This window comes from Labrys sp. E2SS-1L (genome assembly GCF_057073705.1).
Genome location: NZ_CP172712.1, coordinates 72,390 through 87,496 on the forward strand (window position 1 = coordinate 72,390; position 15,107 = coordinate 87,496).

Below are 15,107 nucleotides of genomic sequence, written 5' to 3' on the forward strand. Positions count from 1 at the left end.
TTCTCAGCTCATGGACGCCTATCATGCATCAGCCCCTCCCCGCCACCAACAGCATGAACGGCGCCGAAAGCCTGGTGCGCACGCTGGTCGATAGCGGCGTCGAGGTCTGCTTTGCCAATCCCGGCACGTCGGAAATGCACTTCGTCGGCGCGCTCGACCGTATCGAGGGCATGCGGCCGGTGCTCGGCCTGTTCGAGGGCGTGGTCACCGGCGCGGCGGATGGCTATGCCCGCATGACCGACAAGCCGGCCGCGACATTGCTGCATCTCGGACCAGGCCTCGCCAATGGCCTGGCCAATCTCCACAATGCCCGCAAGGTGCCGGTGCCGATGGTCAACATCATCGGCGACCATGCCTCGGCGCATCAGGGGTTCGATGCGCCGCTGACCTCGGATGTCGCCGCCTTTGCCCGCCCGGTCTCGCATTGGGTGCATTCCTCGCCCAACGCCCGCAGCGTCGCCGCCGATGCTGCCCGTGCCGTGCAGGCCGCCCGCAACGCGCCCGGCCAGATCGCCAGCCTGATCCTGCCGGCCGACACCGCCTGGCTCGCCGCCGACAGGCCGGCCGCGCCGCTGCCCGTCCTCGGTCCCGCACCCGTCTCCGACAACGCCGTGGCGCAATCGGTGGCGGCCCTCAAGGCTGGCGGCCCCGTCGCCTTCCTGCTGCGCGGCGAGGCCCTGCGCGGCCGTGCACTCGCAGCCGCCGGCCGTATCGCCGCCAAGACCGGAGCGCGGCTGATCTGCGACACCTTCGTGCCGCGCGTCGAACGCGGCGCGGGGCGCATTCGCGTGGAAAGGCTGCCCTATCGCCCCGGCCCCGCCCTCGAATTCCTCGAGGGCACCCAGACCCTGATCCTGGTCGGGGCACAGGCGCCGATCGCCTTCTTCGCCTATCCGGGACAGCCGAGCGAATTGACGCCAACCGGCTGCCGGCCTCTCGTGCTCGCCTTTCCGCACGAGGACGGCACTGGCGCCCTCGAGGCCCTCGCCGAGGCGATCGGCGCCGCCACGCCCGGCAAGGCCTCCGCGCACGCCCCGCCTGCCTTGCCTGCCGATGGTCCTATCACGGCGGAGGGCATCATGCGCATCGCCGGCCATTTCCTGCCCGAGAACGCCATCATTTCCGACGAGACGATCTCCTCAGGCTTTCCCTTCTACCCGCTCAACGAGACGGCCGCCCCCCATGACAGCCTGCAGCTCTCCGGCGGGGCGATCGGCGACGGCATGCCGGTGGCCACCGGCGCCGCCATCGCCTGCCCCGACCGCAAGGTTGTGTCGCTGCAGGCCGACGGCAGCGCCATGTACACGCTGCAGTCGCTGTGGACGCAGGCGCGCGAAAAGCTCGACGTCACCACCGTCATCTACGCCAACCGGGCCTACAAGGTGCTGATGGACGAGGTGGCGGGCGTCGGCCTCGGCAGTGTCGGTCCCAGGGGTCAATCGATGTTCGACATCGGCAATCCCGATCTCGATTGGGTGAAGCTTGCCGAGGGCATGGGCGTGGAGGCGGTACGGGCGGAAAGCCATGCCGCCCTTGCCGCCGCCTTCAAGGCGGCGATGGGACAGCGCGGACCGAGATTGATCGAGGCAGTGCTGTAGGGGGCTGGTCTTCGGACCTCCCCCCGATCACACCCGCCCGCTCAGATGCCGCGCCTTGCGCAGTTCTGGGAACCAGTGCCACCACAGGCCGGCCACGGCGATGGTGGCGACGCCGCCGAAGATCACGGCGGGCACCGCACCGATCAGTCCGGCAGAGATGCCGGCGCGGAATTCGCCCAGTTCGTTGGAGGCACCGACAAAGACCTGGTTGACAGCGTTCACCCGGCCGCGCACCGCATCGGGGGTCCAGAGCTGGATCAGGGTCTCGCGCACATAGACGCTCACCATGTCAAAGCCCCCCATCAGCGCCATGGCGAGGATGGAAAGCCAGACCACGGTGGAGGCGCCGAACACAGCGGTAAACAGCCCGAACAGCGCTACGCAGACGAACATCACCACGCCGGCGTGGTCCTTGATCGGGTGGCGCAACAGCAGGGCCGCCACCACGATGGCACCGACGCCGGGCGCCGCCCTGAGCATGCCGAGCCCCCAGGGCCCGACATCGAGGATGTCGCGGGCATAAACCGGTAGCAGCGCCGAAGCGCCACCGAGCAGAACGGCGAACAGATCGAAGGAGATGGCGCCGAGCACGATCTTCTCGTGCCAGATATAGCGGAAGCCCGCCACCAGCGTCTCGAAGCTCGGCTTCTCCTTGGCTGCCTTCAATTGCGGCGGTGGCGCGATGGTGATGGTGAGCAGGGCAGCGAAGCCGAGCAGCACCAGCGCCGTGCCATAGGCGATATTGGCCGACAGGCCGTAGAGCAGGCCACCCGCGACCGGGCCGACCACGGTAGCGATCTGCCAGGACGAGGTGCTCCAGGCGATGGCGCTGGCCAAATCCTCCGCCGGCACCAGATTGGGCATCAGCGACTGCTGGGCCGGGCCGAAGAAGGCCCTGAGCGTGCCGAACACCACCAATGTGACGAAGATCGGCACGGCCGTCTGGCTGCCCCACAGGCCGAACAGCATCAAGGCCAGGGCGCACAGTGCTTCGCCTGCGAGGCAGAGCGCCATGATCCTGACGCGGTTGAAGCGATCGGCCACTGCGCCGGTGACCAGCACCAGGAGGAAGGCCGGCAGGAACTGCACCAGGCCGACGATGCCGAGATCGAAGGGATCGCGCGTGAGGTCATAGACCTGCCAGCCGACGGAAACGCCGATGATCTGGGCCGAAAAACTACCGAGGAAGCGCGCCAGCCAATAGCGCGCGAAACCGCCGTGACGGAAGGCGCCTGCGCGCGAAAAAGAAAGCTCTGGCATGTCCAAAACCGTGGGAGAGAGGCCTTCTTGTAGAAAGACAGCGGATTCGGGGCAAGTTCCCGCGAATGGAACCTAGCCATACCCGGAATATGCTTCCGGCAGCACCGCTATCGGGCCGATCACCGTCTGACGTTGATATCGCAGAGAAGGTCCACCTTCGAGTTTTCGGGGTGGTTCCACGTCATCCGCCCAATCGTCTTCGCTGCGATGGAGGGGATCGAAAGCAGTGCACCGCGGGAATTGGCGACTTGCAGCCCATATACACCTTGCTCCAGCACGACCTTGACCGTCCAATCCTCTTCGCGCAGATCCGGAAAGAGCAGAAGGGCGAGGCCTGTGGTTTTTTTCAGCTTTGCGGTGCCTTTGCCATCAAGGACGAACTCCATGGCATTGTCACCCTCGCGACAGATCATGGTCCTCTGCGGCGGCTGATCGGCGCAGACCGATTGAACCCAGCATGCTCCGACGATCGCCAACAGGGTGGTTTTCGCCAAGAGCGGTCGCCAGCGCTCCAGGCCGGGATATCGCAGCTTTGCCGAAGGCAGGAAGGCACCTCGCCGGATAGCCGCTTTCATCATGGGATTTGCCGCCTGCATCAACATCCTGGGGCATCGCAGCGAAAAGTGAGCGCCGATCTTAGAGCGTATCTTGTTTAAGTTGGTTCATAGCCCGCTGCCTGGAAGTAGTTCGCGCATTCGGCTGGGCTGAAGAGGTGGATGATCGAGCCGACTGCCTCCCATAGGGCATCGATGGTCCTTTCGGCCTTTGCCCGTAGCAGCGCCTTGAGTTTGGAGAACGCATTTTCAATTGGGTTGAAGTCGGGGCTGTAGGGCGGCAGATAGAGCAGGCTCGCACCTGCCGTCTCGATCGCATTACGCACGCCGGCGGTCTTGTGGGCCGGCAGGTTGTCCATCACGACAACGTCGCCGGGCTCAAGGGTCAGGACCAGGACCTGCTCGACATAGGCAAGGAATGCGTTGCCGTTCATGGCGCCGTCATAGACGAAGGGCGCGGTCATCCCGGTCAACCGCAGGGCGCCGGTGAAAGTGGTCGTTTTCCAATGACCGTGGGGAACGCCCGCCCGGCAACGCTCACCACGGGGCGCTCTTCCACGCAAGCGCGCCATCTTCGTCGACAGCCCCGTCTCATCGATGAACACGAGCCTTGCCGGATCGAGATCGAGTTGACCGTCGAACCAAGCCTGGCGGCGTTTCAGGATGTCGGGCCGATCCTGCTCCAGTGCATGTGCGGACTTTTTTTGAACGTCCAGCCATGGCCACGAAGCCAGGCGCTCAGGGCACTGCGGCTGATCCCGACCGATTGCTCGGTCTCCAGCCGCCGCACCATCTCGTTGAGCGTGATGTCCTTACGTTCCTCGATCAGCCCGACGATGAAGGCTTCATGCACATCGAGGCTGGAGGAGCGGTTACGGCCAGGCCGCCGAGGCGCCAACTCGCCTACCTTCGCTCGTGCTATCCAGCGGATCGCACTCGAAACGCCGACACCGAACCGCGCTGCAGCCCGACGCGCCGACATGCCTTCTGCCGAGGCCTTCAGGACCCGTGACCGTAGATCTCCGCTCAGGGCTCTTCCCATCATCAACCTCTCCCACAAGGCAGATGTTGAATCAGCTCACAAGCCACCTGTCACATCACAATCGATTCATCGATCGCAGGACATGCTCTAGATAAAAACAATGCGGCAACAACAGCCTACAGCGTCAGACCCGAATCCGAAATCGGGTCTGACGCTGTAGAGGCATGTCGTGAACGACCGGTGCGGCAGGCTTCTCAAATGCTGCGGAGGTCGATTGCGGTTTAGGACGCAACGAACTGAAACGCTCGCCGCGCCCATCTCTTTGCCTCCGCAGCTAGGCGGCCACCCTGGCGGATTTCACCACGGCCGGATCGACCCAGCCGCCGAAACCGACCGCGATGCGGTTCCAGCCATTGATGACATTGATCAGCAAGGTGAGCTTGACGCGCTCCTCCTCGCTGAAATGCACCTTCAGGGCCTCATAGGCCGCTTCATGCGCATGCCCCTCGCAAAGCCTTGTCAGGGCTTCGGTCCAGCCGAGAGCGGCCCGCTCGCGATCGGTGTAGCAGGGCGCGTCGCGCCAGGCTGGCAGCAAATAGACGCGCTGCTCCGTCTCCCCGTTTTCGCGGGCGAACACGGTGTGCATGTTGAGGCAATTGGCGCAGCCATTGATCTGGGAGGCGCGAATCTCGACGAGTTCGCACAGGCCTGGATCGATATTGGCGGCAATGATGGAGGAAACGCGCTGCCACTCCTTCATCAGGGCGGGAGCGGCGGCGAGGGGATTGAGCTTGGCGGTCATGGTCGGTCTCCTTGTTGGTACCGAGGCCATGACGATCCGGGATTCGAGTTTGTGACATCCAGGCCAGTTTTATCGGCGCTTGCATGTGTTGATAGTCTTCTTGTGACCGCTCCGTTCTAATGCGGTTCATTTAAGAAGGAAGCATTCCGAATTGTCATTGCCGGGCTTGACCCGGCTATCCAGCAGCCGCCCGCGCAATGCAGAGATCGAGGCTGGATTGCCGGGTCAAGCCCGGCAATGACAAAGGTCGAGCAAACTCGAAGACGCTCAAGTGAACTGTATTGCTGCCTCATACAGCCTTTCCCGCAGGAAGCGACGGGTCAGCTTCATCCCGGTCGGCGAGATGGTGTGGCCGACGCCGCGCAGGATGTGACTCTGCACCATCATGCCTGCTCCCTGAAGCATCCCGGCCGCCCGCCGGGTTTCCTCGGGCGGCACGGCCCCGTCCGCGCTGCCATGCACCAGCAACACCGGCGTGGTATGGGCCGGTAGAAAAGGAGCGGGCGTGACGAAGCGGCCTGAAAGCAGCACCAAGGCCCCCACAGGCCAGCGTCCGCGGGCCACGGCATCGAAGGCCAGGGTCGCGCCCTGCGAGAAGCCGACCAGGGCGACGCGGTCCAGCCGGCCAGCCAATCCGTGTGCGGCAACGAGCGAGCCGATCAGCGCATCGAAGGCCGGCCGCGCCGCCGCGATGCGGGCCAGCCGGTTTTCCGGCGTGACGCCCTCCAGGCTGTACCATTGCCGGCCCGGCCCCTGCTCATAGGCAAAGGGCGCATCGGGGGCGACCACGGCCGTTTTGGCCAGCGAGCGCCGCAGCACGCTTGCCAATGGGTCGAGATCGTAGCCGAAGGCGGCCACGCCATGCAGCAGGATGACCAGACTGTCGGTTACCTGATCCGTCACGACACGCCTGGCAATCTCAGCGGTTTCCGCCCACCCTGCTGCGTAGCGCCATGCCGGTCATCAACGAGGCGAAGCCGTAGAACAGCAGCTCGACGCCAAGGAGGATACCGAGCAGCGAGGAGGCCGATTGCTGGAAATCCGAGAAGATCAGGACCGCCAGCAGAATCGAAATCAGGCCCGACAGCAGTAACCAGGTCCAGTTGGTGGAGGAGCGGATGTTGAAGGCGACGACCACCTTGGCAATCCCGTAGACCAGGAACATCGCGCCCAGCAGAGCCGTCAGGGAGACCACACCGGCCAGGGGATTGAGCAGCAGGGACGCCCCGAGCAACAGCGCCAGAATGCCCATGAGCGCCGTCATCAGGAAGCCGCCCCAGGCCCGGATCACCGTGGCATGCACCAATTGCCCCACGCCCAGCACGATGAAGGCCCAGGCTGCCCAGACCACCACCACCAGCGAAGCGAAGCCCGGATGGATCAGCGCAAGAATACCGCCGATCACCGCGATCACGCCGAGAATGACGAACCAGGGCCAGGACCGCTGCAGAACTTCCATCGTTGTCTCCCCCTTTGCCGTTGAAGAACGATGAGCAACATAGCATTGCCACTGCCGGATTCGAGCTTTCAGCAACAATATGGTTTCGATGTCGCTTCAGCCTGCCCTCGGCGGTCGCCGGCCCTCGCACAGCCATCTTCAATATCCTGCCTCCGCCGCACACGTCGCTTTCCGGCAATTCCGCGGCGCGCTTGAGCCGCAGGCGGGCGGCGCATTCCCCTATTCAAGTCTCAGGTCCAGAATTCTCGGGAGAACGCCATGACGGACGCAGCCGACAACGCCACGCATACCGAAGCTCCGTCCGCCTCGCGCCGCGGGCGCGACGCCCGCCGGGCCGCCCGCGTGCAGCGCGGCGGCACCTCGGTGCCCTATATCAGCCGCAACATCCCGCTCACCGAGGTGCTCTCGGAAGAAGCGATGCAGATCATCGAGCACAATGCCGAGACGCTGCTGGAAGAGGTCGGCATCGAGTTCCGCGAATATCCGCGCGCGCTCGAACTGCTCAAGGCTGCCGGTTGCGACATCAAGGGCGAGCGGGTGCGCTTTCCCCGCGGCCTCGCCCGCAAGCTGATCCAGACGGCGCCTTCGCAATACACCCAGCATGCCCGGAATTCCGAGCGCAACGTCGTCATCGGCGGCAACAACACGGTGTTCGCCCCCAATTACGGCTCGCCCTTCGTGCATGACCTCGACAAGGGCCGGCGCTACGGCACGATCGAGGACTTCCGCAATTTCGTGAAGCTGGCCTATGCCAATCCCTATGTGCACCATTCGGGCGGCACGGTGTGCGAGCCGGTCGACCTGCCGGTGAACAAGCGCCATCTCGAGATGATCTATGCGCATATGCGCCTCTCCGACAAGCCGTTCATGGGCTCGGTCACCGCGCCCGAGCGCGCCCAGGACACGGTCGATATGGCCAAGATCCTGTTCGGCGAGGAATTCATCCAGCAGAACACGGTGTGCACGAGCCTGATCAACGCCAATTCGCCGATGGTGTGGGACAACACCATGCTGGGCGCGGCCGACGTCTACGCCCAGAACAACCAGGCCTGCATCATCACGCCCTTCATCCTCTCCGGCGCCATGAGCCCGGTGACGGTGGCCGGCACGCTGACCCAGGTGCTGGCCGAGGTACTGGCCGGCGTCTCCTTCCTGCAGCTGGTCCGCCCCGGCGCGCCGGCCATCTTCGGCACCTTCGTCTCCACCCTCTCGATGCAGTCGGGCGCGCCGACCTTCGGCACGCCGGAAGCGGCGCTCGCCATCTATGGCGCCGGCCAGCTCGCCCGCCGCATGAAGCTGCCCTTCCGCTCCGGCGGCTCGCTCTGCGCCTCCAAGATCCCGGATGCCCAGGCCGCCTATGAGAGCGCCAACACGCTGATCCCGGCGATGTTCGGCGGCGTGAACTTCATGCTGCACTCGGCCGGCTGGCTCGAAGGTGGCCTCTCGGCTTCCTACGAGAAGTTCGTGATGGATTTCGACCAGCTCGGCGCCATGCATGTGTTGGCCAAGGGCGTCGACATGTCCGAGAACGGCCAGGCCATGGACGCCTTCCGCCAGGTCGAGCCGGGCGGCCACTTCCTCGGCTGCGCCCACACCCAGGCCAATTTCGAGACCGCCTTCTACCGCTCCAACATTTCCGACAACAATTCGGTGGAGCAGTGGGAAGCCGAGGGCAAGCAGGACGCCGCCCAGCGCGCCAACAAGATCTGGAAGAAGACGCTGGCCGATTACGAGGCACCCGCCATCGATCCCGGCAAGGACGAGGCCCTGCGCGAGTTCATCGAGCGCAAGAAGGCTGCCGTTCCCGACGCGAACTACTGAGAGTGTGCCTGCTCCATCCCTCTCCCGGCCGGGAGAGGGATGCGAGCGCACCGACCCGGCTTTCGTTCCCCCACGGCAAAGTGCGGTTTCTCCGAAACCGCACTTTTTCTTTACTTCCAGGCTTCGACGCGTCTTCGCAATTCGAAGTGATGCCAGCAACTCGCAAGACGCTTCAGCCGCCGCAGCCTCCACCACCACCGCAACCGCCCCCTCCACCGCCACCGCAACCGGCCCCGCAGGAGCCGCCTCCGCCAGCCTTAGCGGCCGAGGCCGGCTGGTTGGCGAGGAAGAGCGAAAATGCCGTGAGGCCGAGGCCGGCCAGCCCGGCATGGCCGTGCAGGGCAACCCATTCGGTCAATCTCGGACTATTGGCTGCCGGCTTGCCGCGCGCCTGGAGCCGCTCCTCGGCCTGCCGAAGCAGCGTTCCGCCGGCCGGTGTGCGCGGCGGCTGCCTCATCGCTGCGATTGCAATCAGGAATGGCGTCGCCACCAGGCAGAAGGCCAGCAGGGCGATCGGGCGCTCATTGGCGATGCCAAAGAAAAAGCGAAGGAGGGCGAGCAGAAGCAGCGGGCCGAACAGCAGGAAAGGGATCTCCTGTGTCCGGGCCAATTCGTCCGGCCCGGGCACCAGGCCGGCGGCAAGCAGGTCCCGCCGGATCGGTTCGACAGCTATGTCGATGCTGGTGTGCCCGATTCGCAGCGGCCCCTCGGCCAGCTTGTCACCGATCAGGCGCTCCACGGCAGGAGCTCGCTGTGGGACCGGGCGAAGCAGCACTGCCTCGTCCGAATGCATGGCGATAGTCCCGCCGAGATAGAGCTGCGTCAGCGCCGTCTCGAGCACCCGATTGGCACCGCCGGCCAGATAGGCGAAATGATACGGGCCGAGCAGAACGCCAGCATCCCCAGGCATGGCTGGCCCGTTCACCCTGTCCTGCAAAGCGCGGCTGAGCACGAAGGCGCCAGCCAGAAGCACGACATAGAGCGCTAGGAAGCCCGGCCCTTGCAGGGCACCGGGGCTCGACGAGTTGTAGATGGCGGCGCAGCCCGGCAACGCCGGCAGCAGGGCCAGGAAAGCCAGGGGCTTGACGGCACGCTTCAAGAGCGCTCGCAGGCGCGCCAGCAAGGCTTGCCTGCCCGACGATGCCGAAACGGCGAGACCCGGCGCATCCGGGTCCGGCCAGATCTCGGCCGGCAGTTCCTCGCCGAAGAACTGGCGATAGTTGGCGAGCGTCTGCCGGTAGAGGCGGTCGAAGCGCAAATCCTCCGCGATGCCGCCGCGGCTCGGCTCATGGTGAAACTTGCGCTGCAACACCTCACTACAGAACTCGCCCCAATAGCGCCTGGTGTCGAGCAGATGCAGATGCCAGGCTTCGTCCACCGCTCGCGAGGGACAGGCGCCATGCCCGCTCGAGAGGGCAATGGCGACGAAGCGCTTATATTCGAAAGCGACCCGGCGGGCCTTGTCGCGGCTCCAACCGCATTCGGCCGCTAGCTTTGCCGTGAAGGGGATGAGATCGTCGGGCTTGTCGAACTCATAGGCTTCGAGCCGGGCCCAAAGCCGGGTGAAAGCCGCCTGCCCCTCGGCTTGAGGGGACTTCAAGGTCGTTCTGGCTTCACCGGCATCCGACAAGAAGCACCGCAGCGGTTCTGGGGGACGTCACGAGCATTATATCACAGGGCGCGAGTATGGCTATATCTGCTCGACGAGCATGGGCTCTGCCCGATGCGCCGATATTTCAAGCCTGTTCGCAATCGCCTGCGCCCAGTTGCGAAAGCCATCTCGCAACCTATGGTAAGCAAGGTGTCGCAAGGGAGAAGCGCCATGATGGGCCGCAGGGCGTTCCTGGCGAGTCTCGCCGCCAGTCTGACGACATCGGTCCATGCCAAGGAGGCGGGTCCGCCTGATTCGAACGGCACCGTGCTCGGGCCCTTCCAGGTCGAGCCCCTCGCGGGCCTTGCCGATATTCCCGCCCCCACGCTCGAAGCGCTGCAGGACCAGGTCACCGTCCTGAATTTCTGGGCCTCATGGTGCCAGGCGTGCCGGGAAGAGCATCGCTACCTCGTTGCCCTCCAGCGCAAGGGTGTCCGCATAGCCGGCGTCGCCGTCCAAGACCAGGACGAAGCGGTGCTGCATTATCTGGAAAAGGCGGGCAATCCCTACGGCCTCGTCGGCATCGACAACAAGCGAGAGCTCATCACCATGCTGTCCTTGCGTTCGATCCCGCAGACTTTCCTGATCAGCCGGCGTTGCGAGGTCGTCTGGCAGACGGACGAAGGCCTCGACAACGCGCTGGTGGCCGAGCTCCTCGCCAAGATCGGGACCATCGGCGGCTAGCAGTACAGCCGTAATTCTGTTGCTTGACCGTCATTGCGAGCGAAGCGCAATGACGCGGCCGTGCCGCCTCATAGCGCCGCCACCTTGCGCCGGATCTCGGCAATCTCGTCGGCATGGTCGCCGCTGCGGGAGAGCAGGCCGATCAACGCCTCATAGGCGTCGGCCTGGTTTTCGACCGCGGCGCCGCGCAGGCGCGCCAGCTTTTCCAGAAGCTCGATCTGGCGGCGGCGCGTGGCGATGGCCGGTTCGGTACGGTCCAGCCCTTGCTCGGCCCTGGCGATCTTGTCGAGAATGCGGGCCCGGCGGCGCAGGAGACTGTTGTTCTCCGGATCCTCGGCCAGACTCTTGTCGCTCGCCTCGAGCGCCTGGCCGAGATGGGTCAGCGCCGCCTGGTATTTGCCGGCTTCCAGATAGGTATCGCCGATATTGATGCTCGATACCGCCAGGAAGTCCTGGTCGAACTTCTTGTCGCCGAGCTTGTCGAGATGGGCGAGATTGGTCGCCTGCGCCCGCTTGTAGTGGATGAGCTTCATCATGGTGGAGCGGGCCGCGTGGCCCATCGCGACCTGGATCGCCGACATCGCTTCATAGGAGCCACCCCTGTCCGGGAAGCGCTCGAGTAAGGTCGCGCCGACCTGCGCTCCTTCCTGGTAGCTGGCCTGCGCGCCCTTGTCGTCGCCGACATGGCGCTGCTCGTCGCCGAGATCGCGCAGGGCCCAGACAGTGTCGCTGAGTTCGTCGAAGCCCAAGGGATTCTTCTCCTTCAGCTCGCGCCGGATCGCCACGCGCTTGCGGGCCTGATCCAGCGCCTCCTTCTCCCGGTTCGCCGCATCGAAGGCGTCGGAGAGGTCGCGATAGGCGTTTGCGAGGCCATCCAGCCGATCGGCCCGCTCGGCGGGATCGCGCGCCAGCGGCTCGCGCAGGGCGACCTCGCGCTCCAGCAACCCGATGCGCGGCGCCTCGATGCCAGCCTCCTCCAGGCGTTTGGCCAGGGTATGCAGAGCAGCGGCGATCTGCAGGAGCAGGCGTGCCCTCTCCTTGCCGTCCAGCCCCTCGAGCGTGCGCAAGCGAGGCTCGGCGACATAGTCGATCAGCGCGCGCGCATGGGCGTCGGTATCGAAGCGGCGAGCATCCCGCCGGCCGAGTTCGAACAGGTTTCGCGCCGCCGCGAAGAAGCGCCAGCTCTTCTCTCCGTCAAGCGGCACCCCCGCGAGTTCCGCCATGGACTGGCGATAGCGCCGCATCGCCGCCTCCACCTCGCCTTTCGTCTGGTAGCGGGCGGCAATCATGTCGCGCAGTTGCGCCCGGCGCTCTGGTTCAGCCAGAACGGAGAGCAGCTTCGTCTCGATGGCTTCGGCCGTGGCGGCGTCCTGCTTGTCGATGCGCTCGCCCGCCAGCATCGCGGCAGCCAGGATCAGGTCGTCGCCGCTGCCCTGGGCAGGATCGCCCTGCGTCCCCGCATGCAACTGTTGCAGCCCTTCGGCGAGGGTGGCGGCGGCACGGACCGGCTCGGTCTTGCCCTGCGCCACCGCCCTGACGCGATGGCTGGCGACGAGCGCCTCGCTCTCAATCGCATCGAGGCGGGCCGAACCTGCCGCCGGCCTGGCCAGGACAGCCAGGGCCTCGGCGTCGGCGAGGGCCGAGGCCGTCTTGTCGGCGAGATTGCGTTCGTCGGCCCGCGCCGCCAACGCACTCACCAGGGATCTGCGCGCCTTCGGATCGGCAGGCGCGACACCGGTCCAGCGGCGGCAGATCTCGACGAGGCGGTCATACCTGCCTGCGTCGTAGTAATTGTCGCGCAACACCTCGACCAGAAGCGGGAAACGGGCCGGGTCGCGCGGTGCCCGCTCGAGCCGGGCCGAGAAAGCCTCGATCGACGCCTGCAGCAAAGCGGCCTGAGCCTTGCCGACATCACGGTCATAGTCCTCGATCGCCTCGTCGAGATCGAAAACCGCCCGCCTGGCGATCAGGCCGGCCAGCAGATCGGCATCATCCCTGGTCGGCCCGGCCTGTCCGCCGCGCGCGGCACCGCTGCGCACAGCTTTGATATCGGCGAGCGCCGCCTCGACGAGTGCCGCGATCCTGGCATCGGCCTCCTCCCCCTCGGCATCGATGGTGGGAATGCTGAGCAGGCGCGCCAGGGCCGCGACCACGGGATCGGCTACCTTGCCGGCCTTGGCGAGGAGATCGGCCAGAGAGGCGGCGATCGCGGCCTGCTTGCGGTCGTCCCCGCCCAGCATGATCAGCTCGAGCCTGGCAAGGTCATCCGCGGGATTGGCCTCGAGCGTCTTGCGCAGGGGCTCGATACGAGCCTGCCGATCCTTTTTGTCCATATCCTGGAGGATGGCGAGTGCCGTCTGATAGGACAGGCCCAGTGGAGTCCTGTCCGTCGTCGCACAGGCCGTCGGCTCACCTGGACAGGGCGCAGCGACGGCCGGCGGCGGCGACACGAAGGCCAGGCCCAGACCGAAAGAGCCCAGAACCAACCAGACGCCAACTCGCCACCCCGACCGCATGCCATTCCTCCGCAACCGCCAGACGTTACGTCATCCTGGCGACGAAAGGAAACAGCAGCGTGACCCTGGTTCAGGAGCGCTGGCATGCCGTGTTTCCCGGTGTCGAATCGCACGGAAATAACGGGGCCGCGGTGACATCCTCACCCCATCAGAGCAAGCGCAGCCCGCGCAAGACGAGAGATGGGAACGAGACGATGTTCAAGAAGATCCTGACCGGAGCCCTGGTTGCCGCCACGCTGGCCGGTACCGCGATCGCCACCACCGGCACCGCCGAAGCCCGCTATGGCCGTGGTGGCGCCTTCGCCGCCGGCGCCGGCATCGGCCTGCTGGGCGGCCTCCTCGCCGGCTCCGCCTACAACAACAGCTATTACGGTGGCGGCTATTACGACGAATACCGCCCCGTCTATTACCGCCAGTACCGCCGCTGCTACATCCAGAAGCGCTGGGTCGAAGACTACTATGGCGGCCACTGGGCCCGCGTGCGGGTCTGCTACTGAGTTGCGTTGCGTTCGAGTTGCGTCAAGTCGCGTTGCGTAATGTCGAGTTGCGTAATGTCGAGTTGCGTTTTGGGGCCCCGCCACGGCGGGGCCTTTTGCTTGCCATTCTCCGCACTCCCGGCCGGCGCAGAACGCTGCCCCCGCCGCCAGGCGATGGGGCTGACGCTGGTAAGGCGCAGAAACTCGCGGTTGAAATTGGATTTGCTGAGAAAGCCGGCCTCCATCATCACCTGGATGACAGACGTATCGGTGGTCGCCAGCAGGCGGCAGGCCTCCTCGATCCGGTATTTGTTGACATAGTGCGACACGCTCATGCCGTGGATGCGGTTGACGGCCGAGGAAACGCGCCGCGCCGGCAGGTTCAGCCGCCGGGCGAGCCGTCCGAGATTGAGATCGACATCCTTGTAGAGCGAACGATCCGCCATCAGGGCGTCGAGGGCCAGCGCCACCGCCTTGTCCTCGTCGCTGCCAGGCCGGGCTGGCGGTTCGACCGCCGATGGCTCGGCCTCCTCGGTCGGTGCCGCCGATCCCGCCGAGGCGGCCGCCACGCCCAGCACCAGCAGCAGCACGACATTGCCGCCGGACACCATGGCTTCGGAAATGACGCCTCCCATCCAGCGCATGTCGAAACCGATGATGACGTCCGTCACCCCGCCGATCAGGCAGGCCCCGGCCGTGATCTGCAGCGCGCGGTAGGATCGCAGCACGCCGTCCAGCCGGGGCGTGATCAGCATGTCGGGGCCGGCCAGCGCCAGGCGTGTCAAAGCAAGGCCGTAGCCGAGGAACGACAGGATGACGAGAAGATCGACCGCCACCGACGAAGTCACGAAAAGTGGCCCGACAAGGCCGGCGGGCACGAGATGAGGCCACACCGTGGCCCAGCGCAGTGCCGGGCCTTCGGCAGTGAGACCGCGAAAGGCGAGCCACGCCAGAGCCGGCGTCAAGGCAGCCAGCGTGGCCTGAAGCGGGATGAAAATCCTGACCCCGTACCCCCAGCGCAGGCCAAGCAGCACCGAGAGCGCGGTGAAGCCGAGCAGCAGCAGGAAAAAAGCATTGTCCCGCCAGGGACGATCGCCCTGCCGCACCATCTGCACCAGCAGGATGGCAAAGAGCAGCGCGCTGACGAAGGGCAGGGGTACGAAGATCATGGGGATGCTTCCGGAACGGGACGAATCTACACCATTCATGTCCTCGATCACGCTCGGATTCGTCCCCGATCGCGATCGAGGTCGCCGAATGCACCGGATTCCGGCGTCGTTTTCCCAAGGTTCAAAAAGGGAAGA

The 15,107-nt window shown here is 65.5% G+C and carries 13 protein-coding genes; 4 read left to right on the forward strand and 9 right to left on the reverse strand.

Going from position 1 to position 15,107, the window contains the following annotated elements; all coding sequences use genetic code 11:
* Positions 1-23: 23 nt before the first annotated feature.
* A complete protein-coding gene (locus ACIGJE_RS00340) occupies positions 24-1,598 on the forward strand; it encodes an acetolactate synthase large subunit (RefSeq protein ID WP_415085839.1) in 1,575 nt (524 codons plus the stop codon).
* Positions 1,599-1,625: 27 nt separating this feature from the next.
* Here ACIGJE_RS00340 and ACIGJE_RS00345 read toward each other — a convergent pair whose 3' ends face one another.
* From ACIGJE_RS00345 to ACIGJE_RS00370, 6 genes are all read right to left on the reverse strand, one after another.
* Positions 1,626-2,858, reverse strand: coding sequence for an MFS transporter (locus ACIGJE_RS00345; RefSeq protein WP_415085837.1), 1,233 nt, complete (start codon positions 2,856-2,858; stop codon positions 1,626-1,628).
* A 119-nt stretch (positions 2,859-2,977) separates the two neighbouring features.
* The gene (locus ACIGJE_RS00350) at positions 2,978-3,460 is read right to left on the reverse strand and encodes a hypothetical protein (RefSeq protein WP_367625924.1); all 483 of its coding nucleotides are present in this window, start codon (positions 3,458-3,460) and stop codon (positions 2,978-2,980) included.
* 50 nt (positions 3,461-3,510) lie between these two features.
* A protein-coding gene (locus tag ACIGJE_RS00355) for an IS630 family transposase (protein WP_483680307.1) occupies positions 3,511-4,454 on the reverse strand; the annotation gives its coding sequence in 2 pieces (ribosomal slippage) (positions 3,511-4,121 and positions 4,121-4,454; 945 coding nt in all).
* A gap of 274 nt (positions 4,455-4,728) precedes the next feature.
* Positions 4,729-5,196: a carboxymuconolactone decarboxylase family protein gene (locus tag ACIGJE_RS00360; RefSeq protein WP_311935912.1), complete on the reverse strand. Its 468-nt coding sequence runs from the start codon at positions 5,194-5,196 to the stop codon at positions 4,729-4,731.
* A gap of 267 nt (positions 5,197-5,463) precedes the next feature.
* Positions 5,464-6,099, reverse strand: coding sequence for an alpha/beta hydrolase (locus ACIGJE_RS00365; RefSeq protein ID WP_415087234.1), 636 nt, complete (start codon positions 6,097-6,099; stop codon positions 5,464-5,466).
* A 16-nt stretch (positions 6,100-6,115) separates the two neighbouring features.
* Complete coding sequence (locus ACIGJE_RS00370) at positions 6,116-6,655, reverse strand: HdeD family acid-resistance protein (protein WP_367625927.1); 540 nt, start codon at positions 6,653-6,655, stop codon at positions 6,116-6,118.
* Positions 6,656-6,913: 258 nt separating this feature from the next.
* Between ACIGJE_RS00370 and ACIGJE_RS00375 the strand changes: the two genes are divergently transcribed.
* Positions 6,914-8,476: a trimethylamine methyltransferase family protein gene (locus ACIGJE_RS00375; protein ID WP_311935904.1), complete on the forward strand. Its 1,563-nt coding sequence runs from the start codon at positions 6,914-6,916 to the stop codon at positions 8,474-8,476.
* A gap of 172 nt (positions 8,477-8,648) precedes the next feature.
* On the opposite strand, the gene ACIGJE_RS00380 is transcribed toward ACIGJE_RS00375, so the two are convergent.
* Entirely contained in the window at positions 8,649-10,076 is a 1,428-nt protein-coding gene (locus ACIGJE_RS00380) for a TIGR04222 domain-containing membrane protein (RefSeq protein ID WP_483679080.1), read from the reverse strand.
* Positions 10,077-10,298: 222 nt separating this feature from the next.
* On the opposite strand from ACIGJE_RS00380, the gene ACIGJE_RS00385 reads away from it, so the two are divergent.
* Positions 10,299-10,811 (forward strand): TlpA family protein disulfide reductase, encoded by a 513-nt coding sequence (locus tag ACIGJE_RS00385; RefSeq protein WP_367625929.1) that lies wholly within the window; start codon positions 10,299-10,301, stop codon positions 10,809-10,811.
* 68 nt (positions 10,812-10,879) lie between these two features.
* Here the strand turns inward: ACIGJE_RS00385 and ACIGJE_RS00390 are convergent, their stop codons facing one another.
* On the reverse strand, positions 10,880-13,327 hold the full coding sequence (locus ACIGJE_RS00390) for a hypothetical protein (RefSeq protein WP_415087238.1): 2,448 nt from the start codon (positions 13,325-13,327) through the stop codon (positions 10,880-10,882).
* Between the two features lie 194 nt (positions 13,328-13,521).
* On the opposite strand from ACIGJE_RS00390, the gene ACIGJE_RS00395 reads away from it, so the two are divergent.
* Positions 13,522-13,824, forward strand: a complete 303-nt coding sequence (locus ACIGJE_RS00395; RefSeq protein WP_483679081.1) for a hypothetical protein — start codon at positions 13,522-13,524, stop codon at positions 13,822-13,824.
* Here ACIGJE_RS00395 and ACIGJE_RS00400 read toward each other — a convergent pair.
* Positions 13,818-14,972, reverse strand: a complete 1,155-nt coding sequence (locus tag ACIGJE_RS00400; protein ID WP_415087240.1) for a helix-turn-helix domain-containing protein — start codon at positions 14,970-14,972, stop codon at positions 13,818-13,820. The two genes, ACIGJE_RS00395 and ACIGJE_RS00400, sit on opposite strands and share 7 nt — an antisense overlap.
* Positions 14,973-15,107: the final 135 nt, after the last annotated feature.